The organism is Stenotrophomonas maltophilia, assembly GCF_023518235.1.
GTDB lineage: Bacteria > Pseudomonadota > Gammaproteobacteria > Xanthomonadales > Xanthomonadaceae > Stenotrophomonas.
Genome location: NZ_CP090423.1, coordinates 3,585,375 through 3,606,372, shown reverse-complemented (window position 1 = coordinate 3,606,372; position 20,998 = coordinate 3,585,375). Strand labels below are relative to the sequence as shown.

Below are 20,998 nucleotides of genomic sequence, written 5' to 3'. Positions count from 1 at the left end.
CAGGCTCAGTTGATCATCATGTGGTAGTGCATGCTCCAGATGATCCAGACCGACAATGCGACGACGATGAACAGGATCACCAGGGTGAACACAAAGCTGGCCAGGTTCCAGCCACCTTCGGACTTGCGGTCCATGTGCAGGAAGAACACCAGCTGCACCAGGATCTGCGCCACCGCGAAGCCCACCAGCAGGAACAGCGTGAGCGGCCGCGACAGCACCGGGTTCATCACCAGCGCGAACGGCACCATGGTCAGCAGCGCGCACAGCACGAAGCCGATCAGGTAGGACTTGGTGGAGCCGTGTGCATTGCCGGCGCGCGAGGTTTCGACGTGGGCCATGTCAGAAGGCTCCGATCAGGTAGACGAAGGTGAAGACGCAGATCCACACCAGGTCCAGGAAGTGCCAGAACAGGCTCAGGCACGAGACGCGGGTGATGTTGGTCGGGGTCAGGCCACGGCGGTACACCTGGTGCATCACTACCGCCATCCAGATCAGGCCGCTGGCCACGTGCAGGCCGTGGGTGGCGACCAGCGCGAAGAACGCCGACAGGTAGGCGCTGGTGCTGGGGCCCGCGCCTTCGTGGATCAGGTGCGAGAACTCGTAGATCTCCATGCCGATGAACGAGGCACCGAGCACGAAGGTCACGCCCAGCCAGCGCAGCACGGCCGAGGCATCGTGGCGGTGCATGGCCAGCACGGCCTGGCCGTAGGTGATACTGGAGACCAGCAGCAGGAAGGTTTCGGTCATCACGAACGGCAGCGAGAACAGCTCCTTGCCGGTCGGGCCGCCGGCGTAGGCGGTGCTGAGCACCGCATACGAGGCGAACAGCGAGCCGAACAGCACCAGGTCGGACATGAGGTAGACCCACATGCCGAACACCTTCATGCCGCCCTGCTCGTGGGCGTGGTCGTGCGCGTGCAGTTCCTCGTGCACCTGCGTGTTGCTGGCCAGCTCCGGGCGGGTCAACAGGTTCATGCGCGTAGCTCCTTCAGCTTGGCCAGATTGGCCGCTTCGGTGCGCGCCACCTCTTCGGAACTGACGTAGTAATCCACGTCCTCATCGTAGGAGCGCACGATCAGGGTCACGATCATGGCGATGAAGCTGGCCGCGGCCATCCACCAGATGTGCCAGACCAGGGCAAAGCACAGCACCAGGATCCAGACATTGAGGATCAGCGGCACGCCGGTGTTCTTCGGCATGTGGATCGGCGCGTACTTCTTCGGCGGTGGCGGCAACCCACGTTTCTTCGCTTCATGGAAGGCGTCCAGCGCATCGGCCTTGGGCACCACGGCGAAGTTGTAGAACGGCGGCGGCGACGGCGTGGCCCATTCCAGCGTGCGTGCATTCCATGGGTCGCCGGTCAGGTCCAGGTTGCGCTTGCGGTCACGCACGCTGACGTAGATCTGCACCAGCATCAGGATGATGCCGGCGAACACGAACAGTGCACCGATGAAGGCGGCGATCAGGTACGGCGTCCACGCCGGGTTGTCGTACTGGTTCATGCGTCGGGTCATGCCCATGAAGCCGAGCATGTACAGCGGCATGAAGGCCAGGTAGAAGCCGATCACCCAGCAGGCGAACGACCACTTGCCCAGACGCTCGTTGAGGGTGAAGCCGAACACCTTCGGGAACCAGTAGACGAAACCGGCCAGGTAGCCAAACAGCGCACCACCGATGATGGTGTTGTGGAAGTGCGCAACCAGGAACAGGCTGTTGTGCAGCAGGAAGTCCGCGCCCGGAATGGCCAGCAGCACGCCGGTCATGCCGCCGATGGTGAAGGTGACCAGGAAGGCGATGGTCCACAGCATCGGCACGCTGAACTCGACGCGGCCGCCGTACATGGTGAACAGCCAGGTGAAGATCTTCACGCCGGTGGGGATGGCGATGATCATCGTCATGATGCCAAAGAAGGCATTGACGCTGGCACCGGAGCCCATGGTGAAGAAGTGGTGCAGCCAGACCACGAACGACAGGATGCCGATCGCCAGCGTAGCGCCGACCATCGACTTGTACCCGAACAGCTTCTTGCGCGCGAACGTGGCGGTGACTTCAGAGAAGATGCCGAACGCCGGCAGCACCAGGATGTACACCTCCGGATGGCCCCAGGCCCACACCAGGTTCACGTACATCATCGGGTTGCCACCCAACGTGTTGGTGTAGAAGTTGAAGTCCAGGTAGCGGTCCAGGGTGAGCGCGCCCAGCGCCACGGTCAGGATGGGGAACGCGGCGATGATGATCACGCTGGTGACCAGCACGGTCCAGGTGAACACCGGCATCTTCATCAGGGTCATGCCCGGCGCACGCATGCGCAGGATGGTGATGAACAGGTTGACGCCGGTCAGCAAGGTGCCGATGCCCGAGGCCTGCAACGCCCAGATGTAGTAGTCCACGCCGACGCCGGGACTGAACTCGATGCCCGACAGCGGCGGATAGGCGACCCAGCCGGTCATGGCGAATTCGCCAACGCCCAGCGAGATCATCATCAGCGCCGCACCGACCACGAAGATCCAGAAGCTGAAGGCGTTGAGGAACGGGAATGCCATGTCGCGCGCGCCGATCTGCAGCGGCACGATGATGTTCATCAGGCCGACCACGAACGGAGTGGCCACGAAGAAGATCATGATCACGCCGTGCGCGGTGAAGATCTGGTCGTAGTGTTCGGGCGGCAGGAAGCCCTCACTACCCGGCCCGGCCGCCGCCAGCTGCGCGCGCATCATCAGCGCGTCGGCAAAGCCACGCACCAGCATGACCAGCGCCACTACCACGTACATGATGCCGATCTTCTTGTGGTCCACGGTGGTGAACCAGTCGCGCCACAGCGGGCCCCACAGCTTGAAGTACGTCACCGCGCCCAGCAGCGCGAGGCCGCCCAGCACCATCGCCGCCAAGGTGACCACGACGATCGGCTCGTGCAGTGGCACGGCCTCCCACGTCAATTTGCCCAACATGTTCGTTACTCCTGGGAAACCTGGACGCCAGCGGCAGCGCCAGCCGGGGCCGCGGCAGTGGTGTTCTCACCGACACCGATGAACTGGTCGATGACTTTCTTGAACAGCAACGGTTCAACGCTGGAGAAGTGCTGCACCGGTGCGTTCTTCGACGGTGCGGCCAGCGCCTTGAACTGCGTGAAGCTGAGCGCGTCCGGCGCGCTGCGTACCTCGGCCACCCAACGCTCGAACTCTTCGTTGCTGCTGGCGGTGGCGATGAACTTCATGTTCGAGAAGCCATGCCCGCTGTAGTTGCCGGACATGCCGCGGAACTGGCCCGGCTCGTTGGCGATCAGGTGCAGCTGCGTGCGCATGCCGGCCATCGCGTAGATCTGCCCACCCAGCTGCGGAATGAAGAAGGTATTCATCGTCGAGTTGGAGGTGATGTTGAACGCCAGCGGTCGATTGGCCGGGAAGTTGAGCTGGTTCACCGTCGCGATGCCCAGGTCCGGATAGACGAACACCCACTTCCAGTCGGTGGCGATCACCTCCACGTGCAGCGGCTCACCGGCCACGTCCAGCGGCTTGTACGGGTCCAGTTCATGGGTGGACTTCCACACGATCACCGCCAGCACCGCGATGATGATCAGCGGCACGCCCCAGACCACGATCTCCACCTTGGTGGAGTGCGACCAGTCCGGCGTGTATTTCGCCTTGGTGTTGCCGGCGCGGAAGCGCCAGGCGAAGACGAAGGTCAGCACGATGGCCGGTATCACAACGATCAGCATCAGGCCGATGCAGATCAGGATCAGGTCGCGCTGGGCGAGCCCGACCATGCCCTTCGAATCCAGCAGCACCCAGTCACAGCCCGACAGGCCGACGCAGGCCAGGGCGACCAGCGCCAGGCGGATGCGGTTCCAGCAGATATTCATTGGAGGTCAACCCTGTTGAAAAAGCGCGCTTGACCGGCTCGCCTGCGCGCAGCGCCCGGGCGTGGAGCGGCTACACTGTGGGTACGAGGTCGCCCACAAGAAGGCGATCCACTCCAATCAAGCCCATACAAGATACAACATTGTATGGACTTGTGCACTCGCACGTATGGAAAAATCTGACCGATGACGCCTCCTGCCGCCGGCCGCCGCCTGAAGCACCCCAACCGGACCTGGGTTCGCCCCTTCCGCGAGGGCGGCGGACCGCTGTACCTGCAGATTGCCCAGCAGGTACGCGAGGCGGTGGATGACGGCGTGCTGCGCCCGGGCGACCGCCTGCCCCCGCAGCGTGATCTGGCCCAGCAGGTCGGGGTCGACCTGACCACCGTCACCCGCGCCTTCGCCGAGCTGCGCCAGGCCGGGCTACTGGACGCGCAGGGCGCCGGCGGCACCTTCATCGCGCTGTCGGCCGGCAACCGCAGCACCTCGGTCGACCTGAGCATGAACATCCCGCCGCTGCTGGGCAGTGCGCCGTTCGCGCAGGGCATGGAGGCCGGCTTCCAGCACCTGGGCCAGCAGCTGGGCCAGGGCGAGCTGATGAGCTACCACGTCGGTGCCGGCAGCCGCGAGGACCGCGCCGCCGCCGTGCAGTGGCTGGCGCCGATGCTGGGCACGGTGGGTGCCGACCAGGTGGTGATCTGCCCCGGCGCGCAGACCGCGCTGTGCGCGCTGATCCTGGCCCGTACCCAGCCGGGCGAGCTGGTTGCCGCCGAACCGCTGACCTACCCCGGCCTGCTGGCCGCCGCGCGCGTGCTGCAACGGGGCGTGGTGCCGGTGGCGATGGACGCCGAGGGCATGCTGCCCGACGCGCTGGAGGAGGCCTGCCAGCTGCGCCGGCCGCGCCTGCTGTACCTGGTGCCGACCATCCAGAACCCGACCACAGCAACCATGTCCGCGCGGCGCCGGCAGGCCCTGCTGGCGGTCGCCAGGCGCCACGATCTGACCGTGATCGAAGACGATCCCTACTGGTTGCTGGCCGGTGACGCCCCACCGCCGCTGGCCGCGCAGCGCGATGCCGGCTGCCCGGTCTACTACATCTCCACCCTGTCCAAATGCCTGGCCCCGGGCCTGCGCACCGCCTACCTGGTAGTGCCGGGCGGCGAGCCGATGGAGCCGGTGCTGGACGCGCTGCGCGCGATCGCACTGATGCCGACCCAGTCGATGGTGGCGGTGGCCTCGCAGTGGATCCGCAGCGGCCAGGCCCAGGACATGGTGCAGCGCTTCCAGCAGGAGCTGCGCGAACGCCAGGCCATTGCCGCGCAGTACCTGCCCTCCCGCGCGCGCGCGCACCCGGCCGGCCTGCACGTGTGGCTGCCGCTGCCGCCACGGCTGGACCAGTACCGGCTGATCCAGGCTGCGCAGGAACAAGGGCTGGGCATCGCCAGCTCGGATGCCTTCAGCGTGGAGGAGCCGCCGCCGGGCAACGCGATCCGGCTGTCGCTGGGCGGCGCCGTCGACCAGGGCACCCTCGCCAGGGCGCTGGCCAAGCTGAACGAGATCCTGTCTGAAGCGCCCGAGGCCCGGCACAGCGCCATCGTCTGATCGGCCCGCATGGCGCAATATCCATACAAAGTGATATTTTGTATGCAATGTATGGATGAAGGGACGTGCATCGATGCGCGCCGAAAAACTGAGGTTCCACCTGGTCATGGCGGCCTGCGGTGGCTTCGTGGTGTTGATGCTGGCCGCGCTGGCCTGGGTGTGCCTGCAACCGCAGACCGCCAGCGTGCAGGCCGCCGAGCGCCACGCCATCGAGCAGTGCGTGCAGCGCAGCGAGGATCCCTCGCGTAGCGAGATCCAGCGTCGCGCGCAGGCCGATTCCTGCCGCGAGATGCGCAAGCAGTACGTGCACAAGTTCGGCCGGGAAGACTCCTGATGGGCGCAGCCGCGCCGCGCCGCCGCTGGCTGCTGCCGGCGATGATCGCCCTCGCCTGCCTGTTCATGGCCGGCGTGGCGGCAGCCCTGTGGCAGTACTTCGGCTACAGCGCGCAATCGACCTTCACCGAACAGGCCATCGTCTTCGACGACGCGCAGCTGCGCCTGCCGCCCAAGTTGGCCGGTGACACCGGCCGTATCCGCGTGGTGCATTTCTGGGACCCGGCGTGTGCGGTCTGCAACCGCGAAACCGGCGCGCACCTGAGTTACCTGATCAGCATGTACCGCCGCGCCGGCATCGACTTCTATGCGATCCGCCGCCCCGGCACGCAGGGCGAGCTGCCCGAGCCGCTGCGCAGCAAGGTGATCACCTTGCCGACGCTCGATGGCATCGAGAATATTCCGGCCAGCCCGGCCGTGGCGATCTGGGACCGCCGCGGCCACCTGGCCTATGCGGGCCCGTACAGCATCGGCATGGTCTGCAACTCGGCCAACAGTTTCGTCGAACCGCTGCTGGACAAACTGGTGCGCGGCGAAACCGTGCGCCCGAAAGGACTGCTGGCCGTGGGCTGCTACTGCCCATGGCAGGCCAAGCGCTGAGGACGCGCAATGACATCACTGGCTCCGGGTGGCGTGGCCGCCGCAAACAACAACGGCGGTCACCTGTCCGAACCGACCGATGGTTATGGACAGGCTCCCGCCGTTGGAAGCCACGATACGCCCCGACATGCTCCGTACATGCCGCGACCGGATGTCGCAGCGCGCGAATGGGTGCAGGACGTGTTCGCGCACAGCGGTCCGATCTACCTGCGTATCGTCAATTCGCTGGAACGCACGGTACGTCGCGGCGGCCTTGCGCCGGGCCAGCGCCTGCCGTCGCAGCGCGCGTTGGCGCAGCAGCTGGGCATCGACCTGACCACCGTCACCCGCGCCTTCGATGAAGCACGCAAACGCGGCCTGATCGAGGCGCGCGGCCCCCAGGGCAGTTTCATCGCGCCGCCCAAGGCCGGCTTCGAGCAGCGGGTGGACCTGAGCATGAACGTGCCCCCGGTGCCCGATGCCGACGCGCTGGCCGAGACCCTGCGCCGTGGTGCCGCCGCCGTGCTTGCGCGCAGCAACGCACCGAACCTGATGACATATCACCTGGGCGGCGGCAACCCGACCGATCGCCACGCGGCGGCACGCTGGCTGCAGCCGATGCTCGGCGCGGTGGACGACAGCTGCCTGCTGCTGACCGAAGGCGCGCAGGTGGCGTTGGCCGCGATCCTGGTCAGCCAGGGCCGCGATGGCGATGCCATCCTGTGCGATGCGCTGGTCTATCCGGGGCTGCTGCAGGCGGCTGCCGCACTCGGGCGGCGACTGCTGCCGGTGGCCAACGACGAACACGGCATGTGCCCCGAGGCGCTGGCCCGGCAGGCACGCGAAAGCGGCGCGCGGCTGGTCTATCTCAACCCCACCTGCCAGAACCCGACCGCGCTGACGTTGCCGCTGCAGCGACGCGAAGCGCTGGCACGCGTGCTGGAACGCGAGGGTCTGCTGGCGATCGAGGATGATCCGTACTGGCATCTCGCTGAAGATGCACCGACACCGCTGGCGGTGCTGGCACCGCGCCATGTGTTTCATGTGGCAACCCTGTCCAAGGTGATCAGCCCGGGGTTGCGTACCGCCTTCGTGCGCTGCCCGGGCAGCACGCAGGCCGATGCGATGGCCTCGGCGCTGAGGGCCACCCGCCTGATGGGTCATCCACTGGTCTCGGCACTGGCCAGCCAGCTGCTGCTGGACGGCTCGGCGCAATCGCTGCTGGCGCAGGTACGCAGCGAGGCGCGCGAGCGCATCGGCATGGCGCGCTATCTGCTGGCGCCCTCGCTGCTGGTACGTGCAGAAGGCCTGCATGCCTGGTGCCGGGTGCCAGCGCCCTGGACCGATGCCACGCTGGTGCGTACCGCACAGCTGCAGGGGCTGGCGATCGCGCCGTCATCGGCGTTCTGCCCGCCCGGGGTGGAGCATCACAATGGCGTACGACTGTCACTGGGGCTGGCAGCGGACCGCCGGCAGCTGGAGAGTGCGTTGCGGCGGATTGATCGGCTGTTGTTGTCGGACGGGTTGCCGGCAATTGATCGGTAGGCGGGGAGGATCCACGCGGGGCGTTGATGGGATGTGCCGATCAACGGTCGGCACCCACCAGACCGGTAGTGCCGGCCGCTGGCCGGCACCACCGTTCATTGTCAGGCCAACGCGGCAAGCGCCTGCACCAGTGCGTCCATCTGCGCCGGCCGGGTGAACACCGACGGCGTCACCCGCACGCAGGCGCCCGATTCCAGCCCATCACGATGGGTGGTGAACACCCGATGTTCATCCAGCAGCCGCTTCTGCAATGCAATGTTGTCGGCCACGCTCGTGCGCCCGCGCAGACGGAAGCTGGCCAACGCACTGGCCAAGGCCGGGTCGGGCGACGACAACACTTCGATATGCGCCATCTGCCGCGCCGGTACCGTCCAGCGTTCACGCAGGTAGCGCAGGCGCGCCTGCTTGTTCGCGGCGCCGATGCGCTGGTGCAGGGCGATCGCCTCCGGCAGCGCCAGGTAAGCAGCGAAGTTGACCGTGCCGGTATGTACCCGGCTGCCGACGCGGCCATCGTCGTTCTCGCCCATGTACGGGTCCAGATCCGTCACGCGTCCCTTGCGCACGTACATCGCACCGACACCAACCGGCGCACCGATCCACTTGTGCAGGTTGATGCCAACGAAATCGGCCTTCAGCTGCGGCACTGCGTAATCGATCTGGCCGAACCCGTGCGCGGCATCGATGATCGCATCGATACCGCGTGCGCGGGCACGCTCGGCGATCTCCGCCACCGGCAGCACCAGCCCGTGGCGATGGCTGACCTGGGTCAGCAGCACCAGCTTCAGGCGTGGCAGCCGTGCGAACGCGGCCTCATAGGCCTGCACGATCTGCGTGTGGTCCGGCACCGCCGGCAGCGCGATGCGCTCGACCTGCACGCCACGGCGCTGCTGCAGCCAGCGCATCGCGCCGATCATGCTGTCGTAGTCGATGTCGGCATACAGCACCTGATCGCCGGGCTGCAGGCGGTTGTAGCCGCCGATCAGCGCCTGCATCGCCTCGGTGGCACCCCGGGTCAGCGCGATCTCGTCGCTGCCCACACCCAACAGTTCGGCCGCCAGCTGCTGCACTGCCACGTACTGCGCCGGGAATTCCCGGCGCCCATACCAGGCGTTGCCACGGTTTACCTCGGCCGTGTGGCGCTGGTAGCTGGCCAGCGTCTCGCGCCCCATCGCGCCCCAGTAGCCGTTCTCCAGGTGGTTCACTTCATCGGTGATGTCGAAGTGGCTGGCCACGGCGGACCAGTAGCCTTCATCGCGGGCCAGCACGTCCGGCGCCACGGTCGTCGCGGGAATCTGCATGGGTGCAGCGTAACGCGCAGCAGCCGTGGCAGGCAGTGAAGACAGAGCGGCCGCAGCCGGCAGCAAGGCACCGGCACGCAGCAGGTTGCGGCGACGGCGGTCCATCAGAAGGTCAGCCGATACTGCGCGTACAGGTTGGCACCATCGGTGTCGTACGGCGCATTGCGCGAATACACCAGGCCACGGCTGGCCTGGAAGGTGGCCTCGTCCGGATAGCGGTCGAACACGTTGTCGGCGCCGACGCGCAGGCTGTGGTGTTCGTTGATGCGATAGCCCACCGCCAGATCGAGGAAGCTCATCGCACCGAAGCGCTGATAGATGTCGCCCACCGCGTTGCCACTGGAATCAGTCCAGGCACCGTAGTAACGCATGCGCGCCATCAGCGACCAGGCGCCGATGTCCCAGCTGCCGGTGAGGCTGCCCTTGTGCTCGGGCAGGCGGTCTTCGAACAGCACGCGCTGGGTCTCGTTGGTGGCCACCGAGGTGCTGCCGTTGTCCACGCGGGTGCGGTTGTAGTTGTAGGCCAGGGTCAGCGTCATGCGGCCGGCGCCGAGATCACGCAGGTAGTTGCCCACCACGTCCACACCGGTGGTGGTGGTATCGAAATCGTTGGTGAAAAAGTTCACCGAGGTGTAGCCCAATGGATTCGGTGTGCCGGCCGGGATGGCAAAGCTGGCCGACTGGCTGAAGCGGTCGGTGAGCTTGATCTGGTAGACATCCACCGAACCGGACAGGCCCAGGTCGGTGCGCCAGGTCAGGCCCAGCGAGGCGGTGCGCGATTCTTCCGGCTTCAACGGCCTGGCCCCGAGCAGCTGCGCCAGCGGGTCATTCGGCGACAGGCGGCCACTGGTGAAGATCTGCAGCGTGCGCGTATCCAGGCCCTGGCTGGTGCTGGTGGTGTTGAGCTGGGCCGGGGTGGGCGCGCGGAAGCCGGTGGACACGGTGCCGCGCAGGGCCACGTCCGGGGTGATCGCAAAGCGCGCCGACAGCTTGCCATCCAGTGTGCTGCCGAAGCTGGAGAAGTCCTCGTAGCGGCTGGCCGCGCCGATGCTCCAACGCTCGCCCAGTGGCACTTCCATATCCACGTAAGCGGCCTTGCTGCGTTGGCTCCACTGCCCGGCCTGGCTGGCCGAGAAGCCCGGTGCGCCATTGGAATTGGCCTCCAGGCCGGCCACGGCGCCCGGACCCACCGCGTAAGAGGCCGGATCGCCAGCGCGTACCTGGTAGGTCTCCTGGCGGAACTCGCCACCGAAGGCGACGTTGATCGGCTTGGACAGCGCGCCCACATCCCATTCGTAGTTGAAATCGGCGTTGGCGTTCTTCTCGGTCTGGGTCAGGCGGCCGAGATCGAACGCGGTCGGGCTGGCCGGGCCGAGCGAGGCATTGATCGAGTTCTTCAGGCTGTAGTCGATGGCGTTACGACCATACGAGGCGCTGACATCCCAGCGCAGCTTCGGCGTGATCTCGCCACGCACGCCGGCCACCAGCTGCAGGTCGTTCTGCACGTTGCCGTACTGCGGGCTGAAGCCCACCGGATAGATCGAGCGCAGGTTCCATCCCGGGAAGATCGTGGTGGTGCGGTAAGCACCGGTGGTGGTGTCCGGGTTGCGCCAGTTGAAATCGCTGACGCCATCACTGTGGCTGTACAGGCCGAACGCATACAGCTCCAGCGTATCGCTGGCGTTGGCCTTCACGTTGAAGCCGACGCGGCGGCTTTCCAGCTCCGGCTGGCCCCAGCGCTGCACCGGGTTGGGCACGACCAGCTCGGGGTGCGCGGCCTGGAAGGCGATGGCATCCGGGCGCTGGCGGGTACGCGAGGTAGCATCGGAATTGGACGATTCGGCGAACAGCACCAGGCTGCCGTAGTCACCCAGCGACCAGCCGGTGCGCGCACTGAAGTCGCGCGACGCGCCATCGCCCTGCGCATACTGCGAATAGCCGGCCGTGATCTCGGTACCGGGGCCGTCTTCGAGAATGATGTTGATGACACCGGCGATGGCATCCGAGCCGTACTGCGCCGATGCACCATCGCGCAGCACTTCGATGCGCTTGATCGCACTGGTCGGAATCTGCGCCAGGTCGGCCGCCTGCGCCCCGCGGTTGCCGAGCAGCGCACTACGGTGGAAGCGGCGGCCGTTGACCAGCACCAGGGTCTGGTCCGGCGACAGCCCACGCAGGGTGGCCGGGCGCACGAACACCTGACCATCGGCCATCGGCAGGCGCTGCACCACGAACGACGGCACCAGCTGGGCCAGCACGTCCTTCAGGTCGGTGGATTGCACCGAACGGATGTCTTCCTTGCTGAACACATCCACCGGTGCCAGCGTTTCAAACTGGGTGCGGTTGGAGGCACGGGTGCCGGTAACCAGCATCGCATCGAGCTGGGTCGGCGCGGCGCGGTCGCCACTGCTGGCATCGGCCTCCGCTGCCATCGCGCCTCCTGCGCTGGCCATGGAAAGGGCAAGGAGGATGGAACGCGAAAGCTTCGAACGATGCACGGCAGGGCTCCGGGAGAACGCGACAGGGCCAGCGCCGTTGCGGACGGTGCAGGGCTGGACAAGGCGCGCAGTCTCGGCGCGATCTGTGAAGGAGGCATGACGTCAGTGCGACAGCTCGGTGCCAGCGATGCGCAAGAACTGCTAAACGCCGCGCCCGTCGATCCGCTACTGTGCCAGGCATTGGAATCGGGGAACGGCAGGATGAGCGCGGCAGGCAAGGCGTTGTGGTACATCGAAACCCATGCGGATCTGCCGCTGGCACTGGCCGATATCGCCGCCGCGGCCGGACTGTCGCCGTTCCACCTGTCGCGCCTGTTCCAGGCCCGCACCGGCACGTCGGTGGTGCGCTACCTGCGTGGACGGCGACTGACCGCTGCCGCGCAGCGCCTGGCCAACGGTGCGGGCGACATCCTGCAGGTGGCGCTGGGCGCCGGCTACACCACCCACGCCGCGTTCACCCGCGCCTTCTGCGAACAGTTCGGGCAAACCCCTGAACGGGTGCGCGAACAGGGCACCGATGGGCTGGCACTGGTGCAGGCGATCCGCGTGGACGATGCCCCGGCTGCCTGCGCTGAGGCACCATGGCTGCTCGACACGCCCGCCTTCCAGCTGGCCGGGATCGGCATGCGTCACACCCGCGACAGTGGCGGTGCGATTCCCGGGCAGTGGGCCCAGCTCAATCGCGAATGGCCGGCGCCGGCCCCGATCAGTTTCGGCGTGTGCTGCAACAGTGATGACGACGGTGGCTTCGACTACATCGCCACGCTGCCGGTGGGCTCGCTTCGCCCTGTGCCTGCGCACTGGCAGCGCGTGGACGTGCCCGCACGACGCTACCTGGTGGCCTGGCATGCTGGGCACATCTCGGCCATCCGCTCGACCTGGTTCTGGCTGCTGGACCACTACCTGCCAGGCTCCGGCCTGAGCCTGGCCGACGCGCCGGACCTGGAACGCTACGACACCCGCTTCGATGAGCACACCGGCCACGGCGGCGTGGAGATCTGGTTGCCCGTGGACGAACGCCCCTGCTGACATGGAACTGGATATGCGCATGAGAACCACAGCTTTCGGCGTGCTGCTGATGACAGCCTCCCTTTGCGCCCATGCCGACGGCGCACGGGTGGCCGGCGAACGCCACGGCAGCACAACCGTGGCCAGCGCCGCGGTGCGCGATGCGCAGCACCGCGACAGCCTGCGCTACACGGTCTGGTATCCAGCGCCGGCCCGTAGCCGGGAAACCGCCCTGACCATCGGCCCACCCGATGCGCCGCTGTTCGATGTCGGCCGCGCGGCGATGGCGGCTCCCGTCGCCGGCGAGCGCCTGCCGACGCTGCTGCTGTCGCATGGCAATGGCGGCAGCGCGCGCATGATGGGCTGGTTGGGTACGGCGCTGGCGCGTGCCGGCTATCTGGTGATTGCGGTCGATCATCCCGGCAACAACGGTGCCGATGAGATGACCCTGCCCGGCAGCCTGCTCACCTGGCTGCGCGCGGACGATCTGCACGCCGCGTTGGCGGCGGTGAAGGCCGATCCAATTCTGGGACCCCACATCGACACCCAACGGCTGGGCGTGGTTGGCTTCTCCGCTGGCGGCTACACGGCGCTGCTGGCCGCCGGCGCGCGCCCGGATCTGCAACGTCTGCTGGCATTCTGTCGCGCGCATCCCGACGACGGCGTGTGCCAACCGCAGCAGGAAGCTGCCACGCACACAATGGAAGCACGCCTGGCCGCTGCGGCTTCGCCCGCGCTCGCTCCCTGGATCGCCGAGGCCGACAGGTCTCGCGCGATTCCCGGCGTGCGGGCGGTGTTCCTGCTGGCACCGGCCATCGTGCAGGCATTCGCGCCTGAACAGCTGTCCTCCTTGCGGCAGCCGGTGTCGATCCTGCTGGGCGACGCTGACAAGGTTGCCCCACCGGCGAGCAATGGCAACGCTGCGCAGGCAATGATTCCGGGTGCGACGCTGACGCGCCTGCCGGATGTTGGCCACTACGATTTCCTGTCCGAGTGCACTGCACCCGGCCGGCAACGGCTGGCGGCGCTGTGCAGCACCGCCGTGCCGAAGGCGCAGACCCACGCACAGACGATTGATGCGACAGAACGTTTCTTCGGCGATGCCCTGCGCTAGTGGCCGCCGGGCAGGGCGCGGCGCTACAGTGGAGGCATACAGGGAGGATGGGCCATGCGTCTGCTGCACCTCACGCTGCCGGTGTCCGATGTTGGCGCGGTCGCTGCGTATTTCCACGATGTGCTGCAACAGCGCGTGGTCGGCCACCATGTGCACATCGGCTGGAGCACGATCGAGCTGCAACCGGCCGAGGGGCGTCCGGTCGGCGGCGTGCACCTGGCCTTCAATGTGCCCGACAACCGCTTCGGCGAGGCGATGACCTGGTTGCGCGAGCGCACGCCATTGCAGCGCAATCCTGCCGGGCTGGACTACTTCGCGCTGGAAAGCAACTGGCAGTCGCAGTCGGTGTACTTCACCGGCCCCGACGGCCTGATCCTGGAGCTGATCGGTCGCCGCCGCCTGCCGGCCAGTACGCGCGCAGGCGCTTTCCACGGCAGCGAGCTGACCTGCCTGAGCGAAGTCGGTCTGCCCAGTCATGCTGTTGATGCGGTGCGCGAGCAATCCCACCTGCACTTCGGCCTGCAGCCGATCAGCCCACCTTCGGCGCAGTTCGCCCCCATGGGCGACGACGAGGGGCTGCTGATCGTGGTGGCGGCCGATCGCCGCTGGTTCCCGGAACAGAAAGACCTGCCCAACGCACAGGGCCTGCAGCTTCAGGTCGGTGATGTGGCGGGCCCCGGTGTTGTGGAAGACCTTGCGCTGGGCTGGCGGGTAGAGGCGGCCTGAACTACCAGCTGCCCGACGCGCCTCCGCCACCGCTGCGGCCGCCGCCCCCGGACCAACTGCTGGAACTGCTTGAGGATGCGCTGGACGATGTGCTGCTGGAGGCGCTGCGTTGGCCAGCGGATGAGCCGCGGCCACCGCGCGCCCTGTCAGCCGGCAGCAAGGTGAAGATCCACGCGAAGTACAGCAGCAGCGTGCCCGCACTCCAGCCGATTGTTGCCGCAAGACGTGCAGCCGGCTCGGCCCGTTCGATGGCCAGCAGTGCGCAGAGTGCGTAACCAGCGCTCAGCAGCAACAACACTGCGAACCGAAGTGCGAAGCTGCGGCGATCCTTGTGCCAGCGCGCGCGACCGGCCTGTACGAGGAAAAACACCAGCATCGCGGCAATGCCCACGGCCAGGTCCAGCACTGTGTGCAGGGCCAGGCTGGGCGGCAACTGGCCCCGCAGCAGCATCACCACGAAGAAACCTGCATTGACCGCAAGCAGGCCCAGCAACACCACGCGCAGCGCGCGGCTGCGGCGCCAGCACCAGCCGAGCAGGCTCGCCACCGGTACGCACAGCGCCAGCACGAAGCACAGCGCCGCCAGCGCAGCCCGGGGCGCCCACAGCGCCGCCGCCAGCATCCCCATGGCCACGACAGCGGTCACCAGCATCGGGCGGCCCCAGGCCGGCAACCGCTTCGCTCGCGCCTGCGCCGGGGTGGCCGCACGCGATGTTCCGCGCCGGCGCTGGTGATGCCTGCGTGCGAAGTCGTCCGCTGTCTTTGCCGCCGGTCGTGTGGACGGCGAACGCCACAGACCGGCGAGAAAGCCGGCCAGCAGCGTCAGTGCAACCACCGAATCGGCGCTGCGCCAGTCCGGCGGGAGCACGTTGCGTGCCGACGGTTCTTCCCATTCCGGCAGCGACTCGCCGTCGATCAGCGCGACCAGCACGTTCGTTCCTTCCAGGAGGCCCTGGTCGAGGTCGCCTTCGCGGAAGCGCGGCACGATCGCCTTGTCGATGATGCGCGCAGCGTAGGCGTCGGGAATCGCGCCTTCCAGGCCGTAGCCGGTCTGGATGCGCACGCGGCGGTCCTGCACGGCCACCAGCAGCAGCACGCCATCATCGACACCGTCGCGGCCCAGCTGCCACTGCTCGAACACCCGCTGTGCATACGCTTCGATGCCCTCCTCGCCAACGTGGTCGACCACCAGCACCTGCAGCTGCGCGCCGGTGCGCGCCTGCAGCTGTAGCGCCTGCGTACGCAGCGTGTTGCGGGTGTCGGCCGACAACGCGTGGGCGCTGTCTACCACCGGATCATCCAGCGCAGGCACTGCAACGGTGGCCATCACCCCCAGCGGCAACAGGCACAGCAGCAGCAACAGCCATGCCGTGGCCCAGGTCCACTTCACCCCGCGCGGCCCGCTCATGCACCCTGTCCTTGCTCGATCCGCGCATGCAATGCCCGCAGCTGTGCGGCCAACTGGTTGAACACCTGCAGATCGGCCTCCACCAGGGCCGGCCAATCCGGTGTCTGCCCCAGCAGTTGGGCCACCTGTTCGTTCGGCGCGCGATCAAAGCCTTCGCCCAGCACGGCCAGGTAGCGCTGGCCGAAGCCCTCCGGGTCGCGCTGATCCTGCACATAGAACTGCACCGCCAGCAGACCCGCATACAGGTAATTGACCAGATAGTTCGGATCGTCGTACATCAGGCGCTTGCTGATCCAGCTGCTGCGCAGCGGCGGGTAGCGCTCGGGCTCCTGGCCGAAGCGCGCCAGCACTTGCCCGGTGAGGGCATCGAGATCATCGGCGGTGCCCAGCGACTGGGCGGCCACGCCCTGGTAGATCGACTGCTCCAGCTGCGCCTCCTCCGACGAGGTGAACAGCTGCAGCACCATATCGTCCAGCAGTGACTTCAGGTAGTAGGCCCTGGCCCTCGGGTCCTGCGCCTGCTGGTACAACCGGTCGCGGAAGCGCAGCTCGTTGTAGATGGCGAACGCCTCGGTCAGCCACGGGCTGCCGTTGCGCTGCAGCGGCGATGCATGGCCACGCTGCATCCATTCACCGTGCAGGGCATGGCCGGCTTCGTGGGCGATCTCGACGTCGCTTTCCAGGTCGCCACTGCGCACGCCGACGAACAGCATCGACGGCGCGCCGGGGGCATTGATCGGGAACGCATCCGCACTGCGGTCGCCACGCTCGGTGGCCAGGTCCATACGGTGGTTGGCCGGATCAAGCAGCGCACGCAGTTCGGCGACGTACGCGGGCCCGAGACCCTGCATCGCTTCGGCGGCGTTGTCGCGCAGCTGCGTCAGTGTCAGCACCGGCGGCGTATACCCGGCGTCGGGCACCGTGGTATCCCAGATCTGCGGTGCATCGATGCCGGACTGCGCCGCGTGGCGCAGCAGCATGTCCTGGTAGGCGCGGCGATCCCCTGCATGCTGTTCGATCGCCCGCAACGTGGCGTCCACGGTCGCTGCATCCAGGCCCATGTGCTGATAGCCCCGCGCCGGCGCGGAGCCCTGCCCCTGCAGACGCGCGGTCGCATCGTTCACCTGCACCAGGCCCAGCAGCACCGAGGCCATCGGCTCGCGGCGCGATTGCAGGCCCTGCCAGTAGCCCTTCCAACCGGCCTCGCGCAGCGCGCGGTCGCGATGCTGGGCCAGCGCCTGCCTGTCGCGCCCGGTATCCCAGTGCTGCCCGTCGCGTTCGATCTGCGGGTACTCAGCCGTGCGCAGGATCTGCCCACGCAGGCGCGCGAAGCTGTCCAGCGCCGGATCGGCCAGGGCATCCACGGCCTGCTCCAGCGCGGGGTTGGCCGGGGCGGCGGCTTCTTTCAGCGCGCGCGCGCGAAGCAAGCCATAGGGCCGCGCCCAGGCAGCGTCCGCAGGCACCTCGCGCAGCGTGGCGCGGCCAGTACGGGCGATGCGGCTGCACAGCCCCATCACCTCGTCCAGCGCCTGTGCCGGGCGATGATCGCGCGCATTGCGGGCGGCCTGCAGGTGCAGGTAGCTGTGATGGCGCAGGCACTGCGCTTGCATCGCCTCGGCCTGCTGGAAGCGCTCCGCGGGCGCGATGCCGGTCGCGTGCTGCAGGGTCTCCAGCTGCCTGCCCAGTGCATCACGGGCGGTCTGTTCAGCCGTGGCGCTGGCGAAGTAGGCGCGGTCGTCGGCGCGCAACGACGGCGCGCCCAGGCTGGTGAAAGGCGCCATCGCCAGCAGCACGGCAATGGCGGTGGTGGTGCGCATCCTGCGAGCGTGCATCGGCGTCTCCCTGCCTGGACCAGGCATCGAGCCTAGCAGCCATCCGCCTTCCCCGCCTGTGCCCGGTCTGGCGTCAGATCGCCTCATCCTCACGCTTGACCAGCGTCCAGCACGGCGCCTGCGCAAAGGTATAGCTCTGCTGGTCGCTGCTGTCCGGCGTGCGGATCTGTACCTGGCGCTGTCCATCGGCCAGCGTGCTGACCTGCAGTTCGCGCCCCTGCCCGGCCAATGCGGCCGGATCGGGCATCACCGGCCATTCAACGTCGGCCAGCGCCAGACGGCTTTCCACCTTGCGCGGTTCGGGTTCGGCCTCGGGGTCGATGTAACTGTCCAGCAGTGGATCGGCGGTGGCTTTTTCCTGCAGCGCGATCTCGCTGCCGAAGTGCGCCAGGAAGGCATCGAATTCCGGGTACGGGCAGTCCGCACTCGCGCGCGCCGGTGCGGGCTGCACCACGGCCGCCTTGGTCGCCGGCGCCGCTGCGGCGGGCGCGGCTTCGGCGGGAAGCGCCTGCGGTGCAGGTGTGCAGGCCGCCGCACCCAGCCCTGCGACAAGCACCAGTACAGCGGATGCGCGATAGCGACGCATGGGATCATCCTGAATCCGGTTCGGTCACCCCATGCTACCGCGCGCCCTACACTTGCAGCCTTCCGCCTGTCCGAGACTCCCATGCATCGCATCCTGCTCCTGATCGGCCTGCTGCTGCCCGCACTGTGGCCGGCCGTGGCGTTGGCCGTAGACCTCCGCGAAGGCGACCTGCTGTTCGTCACTGCCGGCCACAGCGGCCTGAGCGCGGCCATCGACGATGCCACCGGCACGCGGGGCAGCACCGGCTTCGACCACGTGGCCCTGCTGGCTGCCACGGCGAAGGGCTGGGAAGTGCTGCATGCCGACGAGAAGGGATCGCGCCGGCAACCGCTGTCCGCGTTCCGCCAGGAGGCGCAGGCCAAGCAGCGGCAGATTGTGGTCTATCGCCTGCGTGCACCGCAGCAGGCCGCGATCAAGAACGCGGTGGCCACCGCGCGCACGATGCTGGGCAAGCCGTACAACACCTCGTATGTGTTGAACGAGGACAGCTACTACTGCTCGGACTTCATCGAGCGCGCGTTCCGTGCGCATCACGTTTTCACATTGCAGCCGATGAACTTCCGCAATGCGCAGACCGGTCAGATCGCCCAGCACTGGATCGACCTGTACCGCGGCATGGGCATGGACGTGCCGAAGGACCAGCCCGGCACCAACCCCAACGACATGTCGGCCGCGCCGGTACTGCAGCGCGTCGGCGTGCTGGAATAAGCGAACTGGAACAAGCGAAGCCCCGCACAGGGCGGGGCTCCAACGGTCACACTGCGCGTGTGGCGCGGTCATTCTTCTTCGTCGTGGCCGCCCTGCTGCTGGTTCTGGTTGCGCTTCTGCTGTTCCTGCTGCTGTTGCTGCTGCTGGTCGCGGCCACGGCCCTGCTGCTGATCCTGCTGGTTCTGCTGGCCCTGCTGGCCCTGCTGCTTCTGGTTCGGGTTCTGGTTCTGCTGTGCCATGTCCGATCTCCAAAGCCACGCGCGGAATGCGGTGGACGTGGCCATCGTCTGCAGCGGTTGGTTAATCACGCGTGGGTGCGCGGCTACATCCATGTGTACGGGCGTGAATGAACACGCGCGGACCCTTGCGGCACAAGCCACTGAAGGATTCATGCGGGTTCGGCATGTGCTCATGCCCGGGTCAGCCGGGCACCCATTCATGGCCCAAGCGGGCGGAAACGCGCGCTGAACGGGTTGGCGTCAGGGCATCACCGGCGGCACATAGGTCAGGGTCATGCCCAGCAACCACAGCAGGCCCAGCACCAGCGGGATATGCACCAGCAGCTGGATGAAGGTGAAGCCCACGATGTCGCGCGCCTTCAGGCCCAGCACACCCAGCAGCGGCAGCATCCAGAACGGATTGATCAGGTTCGGCAGTGCTTCGGCGGCGTTGTAGACCTGCACCGCCCAGCCCAGGTGCGCCTTCAGTTCGTTGGCGGCCTGCATCACGTACGGCGCCTCGATGATCCACTTGCCGCCACCGGACGGCACGAAGAAGCCCAGCACCGCCGAGTAGACGCCCATCACCAGCGCGAAGGTATCGGTGCTGGCCACGTGCACGAACAGGCTCGACAGCCGGTGCGCCAGCGTCTGCCCGTCACCGCCGGCGGCGTGGGTGAGGATCATCGCGATGCCGCCGTACAGCGGGAACTGGATCAGCACGCCGGTGGTGCTCGGCACTGCCTTGGCCACCGCGTTGAGGAAGCTGCGCGGGCGCCAGTGCAGCAGCAGGCCCAGCGAAATGAACAGGAAGTTGTAGGTGTTGAGGTTGGCGATGGCGGTGACCAGCGGCTTGTTGGCGAACTCGTTGAACAGCCAACCGAAGGCGAGAAACGAGAGCAGCACGGTCAGCAGCGGACTGTATTCGAGCCACTCGCCCGGGCGCGTGCGCTGCTGCAACGGTTCCGGCTCGGCCTGTGCGGCGCCGGGGAAATCCTCGGCGGTACGCGCACTACCGGCAGCCGGCGCGGTGAGCCAGGCAATCAGCAGCGAGACCAGGATCAATGCCGCGGTCAGTGCGATCGACTGCCACAGGAAGATGGTTTCGGTGAACGGCAACACGCCGGTGATCTCGACCAGCCCCGGCGGCATGCTGGCCGGGTTGGCCTGCAGCTGCGCGGCCGACGAACTCAAGCCCATCGCCCACACTGCGCCCAGCCCCAGGTACGCCGAAGCACCGGCGGCGCGATAATCCATGTGCAGTTCGCTGCGGCGGGCCAGCGCGCGCACCAGCAGGCCGCCGAACACCAGCGAGAAGCCCCAGCTGAGCAGCGAGGCCAGCATGCTGATCAGGCCGACGTAGACCACCGCGCCACGACCGGTACGCGGCACCCGTGCCAGGAAGTCGATGAAGCGCGCGACCACCGGCGCGGTGGCCACCGCGTAGCCGCCGATGACCACGAAGGCCATCTGCATGGTGAACGGAATCAGGCTCCAGAAGCCATCGCCGAAGGCGCTGGCGGTGGCCTGCGGGGTCGAGCCGAAGCCCAGCGCAGCCAGCGCGACGATGACCACGCCCAACACCGCGAACACGTAGGCGTCGGGGAACCACTTTTCCGCCCAGGCGGCCGAGCGCAACGCTGCGCGCGCCATCCAGCCGTCCTGCACTGCTGCCGTCGAGGCCATC

The 20,998-nt window shown here is 67.4% G+C and carries 19 protein-coding genes; 8 read left to right on the top strand and 11 right to left on the bottom strand.

Features of this window, described 5'->3' with window-relative positions; translation table 11 throughout:
- Positions 1–5: 5 nt before the first annotated feature.
- From cyoD to cyoA, 4 genes are read right to left on the bottom strand one after another with little or no spacing between them, the layout of a single operon-like run.
- Entirely contained in the window at positions 6–338 is a 333-nt protein-coding gene (gene cyoD, locus LZ605_RS16810) for a cytochrome o ubiquinol oxidase subunit IV (RefSeq protein WP_249842592.1), read from the bottom strand.
- A 1-nt stretch (position 339) separates the two neighbouring features.
- Positions 340–975, bottom strand: a complete 636-nt coding sequence (gene cyoC / locus LZ605_RS16805; RefSeq protein WP_249842591.1) for a cytochrome o ubiquinol oxidase subunit III — start codon at positions 973–975, stop codon at positions 340–342.
- Positions 972–2,948 carry a cytochrome o ubiquinol oxidase subunit I gene (gene cyoB / locus LZ605_RS16800; RefSeq protein ID WP_249842590.1) on the bottom strand — a complete coding sequence of 659 codons (1,977 nt, stop codon included), beginning with the start codon at positions 2,946–2,948 and terminating at the stop codon, positions 972–974. Before cyoB ends, cyoC begins: the two co-directional genes overlap by 4 nt.
- A gap of 5 nt (positions 2,949–2,953) precedes the next feature.
- A complete protein-coding gene (cyoA, locus tag LZ605_RS16795; RefSeq protein ID WP_249842589.1) occupies positions 2,954–3,859 on the bottom strand; it encodes a ubiquinol oxidase subunit II in 906 nt (301 codons plus the stop codon).
- A gap of 183 nt (positions 3,860–4,042) precedes the next feature.
- Between cyoA and LZ605_RS16790 the strand changes: the two genes are divergently transcribed.
- From LZ605_RS16790 to LZ605_RS16775, 4 genes are read left to right on the top strand one after another with little or no spacing between them, the layout of a single operon-like run.
- A complete protein-coding gene (locus tag LZ605_RS16790; protein WP_249842588.1) occupies positions 4,043–5,458 on the top strand; it encodes a PLP-dependent aminotransferase family protein in 1,416 nt (471 codons plus the stop codon).
- A 55-nt stretch (positions 5,459–5,513) separates the two neighbouring features.
- Complete coding sequence (locus LZ605_RS16785; RefSeq protein WP_249842587.1) at positions 5,514–5,792, top strand: hypothetical protein; 279 nt, start codon at positions 5,514–5,516, stop codon at positions 5,790–5,792.
- Positions 5,792–6,391 (top strand): DUF6436 domain-containing protein, encoded by a 600-nt coding sequence (locus LZ605_RS16780; RefSeq protein ID WP_249842586.1) that lies wholly within the window; start codon positions 5,792–5,794, stop codon positions 6,389–6,391. Before LZ605_RS16785 ends, LZ605_RS16780 begins: the two co-directional genes overlap by 1 nt.
- A 9-nt stretch (positions 6,392–6,400) precedes the next feature.
- Complete coding sequence (locus tag LZ605_RS16775) at positions 6,401–7,915, top strand: PLP-dependent aminotransferase family protein (protein ID WP_249842585.1); 1,515 nt, start codon at positions 6,401–6,403, stop codon at positions 7,913–7,915.
- Between the two features lie 101 nt (positions 7,916–8,016).
- On the opposite strand, the gene LZ605_RS16770 is transcribed toward LZ605_RS16775, so the two are convergent.
- Positions 8,017–9,318, bottom strand: coding sequence for an aminotransferase class V-fold PLP-dependent enzyme (locus LZ605_RS16770; protein WP_249842584.1), 1,302 nt, complete (start codon positions 9,316–9,318; stop codon positions 8,017–8,019).
- Positions 9,318–11,711: a TonB-dependent receptor plug domain-containing protein gene (locus LZ605_RS16765; protein WP_249842583.1), complete on the bottom strand. Its 2,394-nt coding sequence runs from the start codon at positions 11,709–11,711 to the stop codon at positions 9,318–9,320. The genes LZ605_RS16770 and LZ605_RS16765 overlap by 1 nt, the downstream gene beginning before the upstream one ends.
- Positions 11,712–11,912: 201 nt before the next feature.
- On the opposite strand from LZ605_RS16765, the gene LZ605_RS16760 reads away from it, so the two are divergent.
- From LZ605_RS16760 to LZ605_RS16750, 3 genes are read left to right on the top strand one after another with little or no spacing between them, the layout of a single operon-like run.
- Complete coding sequence (locus LZ605_RS16760) at positions 11,913–12,740, top strand: AraC family transcriptional regulator (protein WP_249842582.1); 828 nt, start codon at positions 11,913–11,915, stop codon at positions 12,738–12,740.
- Positions 12,741–12,753: 13 nt separating this feature from the next.
- Positions 12,754–13,833 (top strand): alpha/beta hydrolase family protein, encoded by a 1,080-nt coding sequence (locus tag LZ605_RS16755; protein WP_423172579.1) that lies wholly within the window; start codon positions 12,754–12,756, stop codon positions 13,831–13,833.
- A 54-nt stretch (positions 13,834–13,887) separates the two neighbouring features.
- Positions 13,888–14,559 carry a VOC family protein gene (locus LZ605_RS16750; protein ID WP_249842581.1) on the top strand — a complete coding sequence of 224 codons (672 nt, stop codon included), beginning with the start codon at positions 13,888–13,890 and terminating at the stop codon, positions 14,557–14,559.
- 1 nt (position 14,560) lies between these two features.
- On the opposite strand, the gene LZ605_RS16745 is transcribed toward LZ605_RS16750, so the two are convergent.
- The 3 genes from LZ605_RS16745 to LZ605_RS16735 form a co-directional block, all read right to left on the bottom strand.
- Complete coding sequence (locus LZ605_RS16745; protein WP_249842580.1) at positions 14,561–15,967, bottom strand: TPM domain-containing protein; 1,407 nt, start codon at positions 15,965–15,967, stop codon at positions 14,561–14,563.
- Entirely contained in the window at positions 15,964–17,799 is a 1,836-nt protein-coding gene (locus LZ605_RS16740) for a M3 family metallopeptidase (protein WP_249842579.1), read from the bottom strand. Before LZ605_RS16740 ends, LZ605_RS16745 begins: the two co-directional genes overlap by 4 nt.
- 73 nt (positions 17,800–17,872) lie before the next feature.
- Positions 17,873–18,385 (bottom strand): hypothetical protein, encoded by a 513-nt coding sequence (locus LZ605_RS16735; RefSeq protein WP_249842578.1) that lies wholly within the window; start codon positions 18,383–18,385, stop codon positions 17,873–17,875.
- An 81-nt stretch (positions 18,386–18,466) separates the two neighbouring features.
- Here LZ605_RS16735 and LZ605_RS16730 point away from each other — a divergent pair, with 81 nt between their 5' ends.
- On the top strand, positions 18,467–19,093 hold the full coding sequence (locus LZ605_RS16730) for a YiiX/YebB-like N1pC/P60 family cysteine hydrolase (RefSeq protein ID WP_249842577.1): 627 nt from the start codon (positions 18,467–18,469) through the stop codon (positions 19,091–19,093).
- Between the two features lie 68 nt (positions 19,094–19,161).
- On the opposite strand, the gene LZ605_RS16725 is transcribed toward LZ605_RS16730, so the two are convergent.
- Both LZ605_RS16725 and LZ605_RS16720 read right to left on the bottom strand, forming a co-directional pair.
- A complete protein-coding gene (locus LZ605_RS16725; RefSeq protein ID WP_249842576.1) occupies positions 19,162–19,332 on the bottom strand; it encodes a hypothetical protein in 171 nt (56 codons plus the stop codon).
- Positions 19,333–19,572: 240 nt separating this feature from the next.
- Positions 19,573–20,997 (bottom strand): short-chain fatty acid transporter, encoded by a 1,425-nt coding sequence (locus LZ605_RS16720; RefSeq protein WP_249842575.1) that lies wholly within the window; start codon positions 20,995–20,997, stop codon positions 19,573–19,575.
- Position 20,998 lies beyond the last annotated feature (1 nt).

Excerpts from the sequence above, each read along its gene's own strand:
- cyoD (WP_249842592.1), bottom strand. The coding sequence starts at position 338 with ATGGCCCACGTCGAAACCTCGCGCGCCGGCAATGCACACGGCTCCACC.
- cyoC (WP_249842591.1), bottom strand. The coding sequence starts at position 975 with ATGAACCTGTTGACCCGCCCGGAGCTGGCCAGCAACACGCAGGTGCAC.
- cyoB (WP_249842590.1), bottom strand. The coding sequence starts at position 2,948 with ATGTTGGGCAAATTGACGTGGGAGGCCGTGCCACTGCACGAGCCGATC.
- cyoA (WP_249842589.1), bottom strand. The coding sequence starts at position 3,859 with ATGAATATCTGCTGGAACCGCATCCGCCTGGCGCTGGTCGCCCTGGCC.
- LZ605_RS16790 (WP_249842588.1), top strand. The coding sequence starts at position 4,043 with ATGACGCCTCCTGCCGCCGGCCGCCGCCTGAAGCACCCCAACCGGACC.
- LZ605_RS16785 (WP_249842587.1), top strand. The coding sequence starts at position 5,514 with ATGAAGGGACGTGCATCGATGCGCGCCGAAAAACTGAGGTTCCACCTG.
- LZ605_RS16780 (WP_249842586.1), top strand. The coding sequence starts at position 5,792 with ATGGGCGCAGCCGCGCCGCGCCGCCGCTGGCTGCTGCCGGCGATGATC.
- LZ605_RS16775 (WP_249842585.1), top strand. The coding sequence starts at position 6,401 with ATGACATCACTGGCTCCGGGTGGCGTGGCCGCCGCAAACAACAACGGC.
- LZ605_RS16770 (WP_249842584.1), bottom strand. The coding sequence starts at position 9,318 with ATGGACCGCCGTCGCCGCAACCTGCTGCGTGCCGGTGCCTTGCTGCCG.
- LZ605_RS16760 (WP_249842582.1), top strand. The coding sequence starts at position 11,913 with ATGAGCGCGGCAGGCAAGGCGTTGTGGTACATCGAAACCCATGCGGAT.
- LZ605_RS16755 (WP_423172579.1), top strand. The coding sequence starts at position 12,754 with ATGCGCATGAGAACCACAGCTTTCGGCGTGCTGCTGATGACAGCCTCC.
- LZ605_RS16750 (WP_249842581.1), top strand. The coding sequence starts at position 13,888 with ATGCGTCTGCTGCACCTCACGCTGCCGGTGTCCGATGTTGGCGCGGTC.
- LZ605_RS16745 (WP_249842580.1), bottom strand. The coding sequence starts at position 15,967 with ATGAGCGGGCCGCGCGGGGTGAAGTGGACCTGGGCCACGGCATGGCTG.
- LZ605_RS16740 (WP_249842579.1), bottom strand. The coding sequence starts at position 17,799 with ATGCACGCTCGCAGGATGCGCACCACCACCGCCATTGCCGTGCTGCTG.
- LZ605_RS16735 (WP_249842578.1), bottom strand. The coding sequence starts at position 18,385 with ATGCGTCGCTATCGCGCATCCGCTGTACTGGTGCTTGTCGCAGGGCTG.
- LZ605_RS16730 (WP_249842577.1), top strand. The coding sequence starts at position 18,467 with ATGCATCGCATCCTGCTCCTGATCGGCCTGCTGCTGCCCGCACTGTGG.
- LZ605_RS16725 (WP_249842576.1), bottom strand. The coding sequence starts at position 19,332 with ATGGCACAGCAGAACCAGAACCCGAACCAGAAGCAGCAGGGCCAGCAG.
- LZ605_RS16720 (WP_249842575.1), bottom strand. The coding sequence starts at position 20,997 with ATGGCCTCGACGGCAGCAGTGCAGGACGGCTGGATGGCGCGCGCAGCG.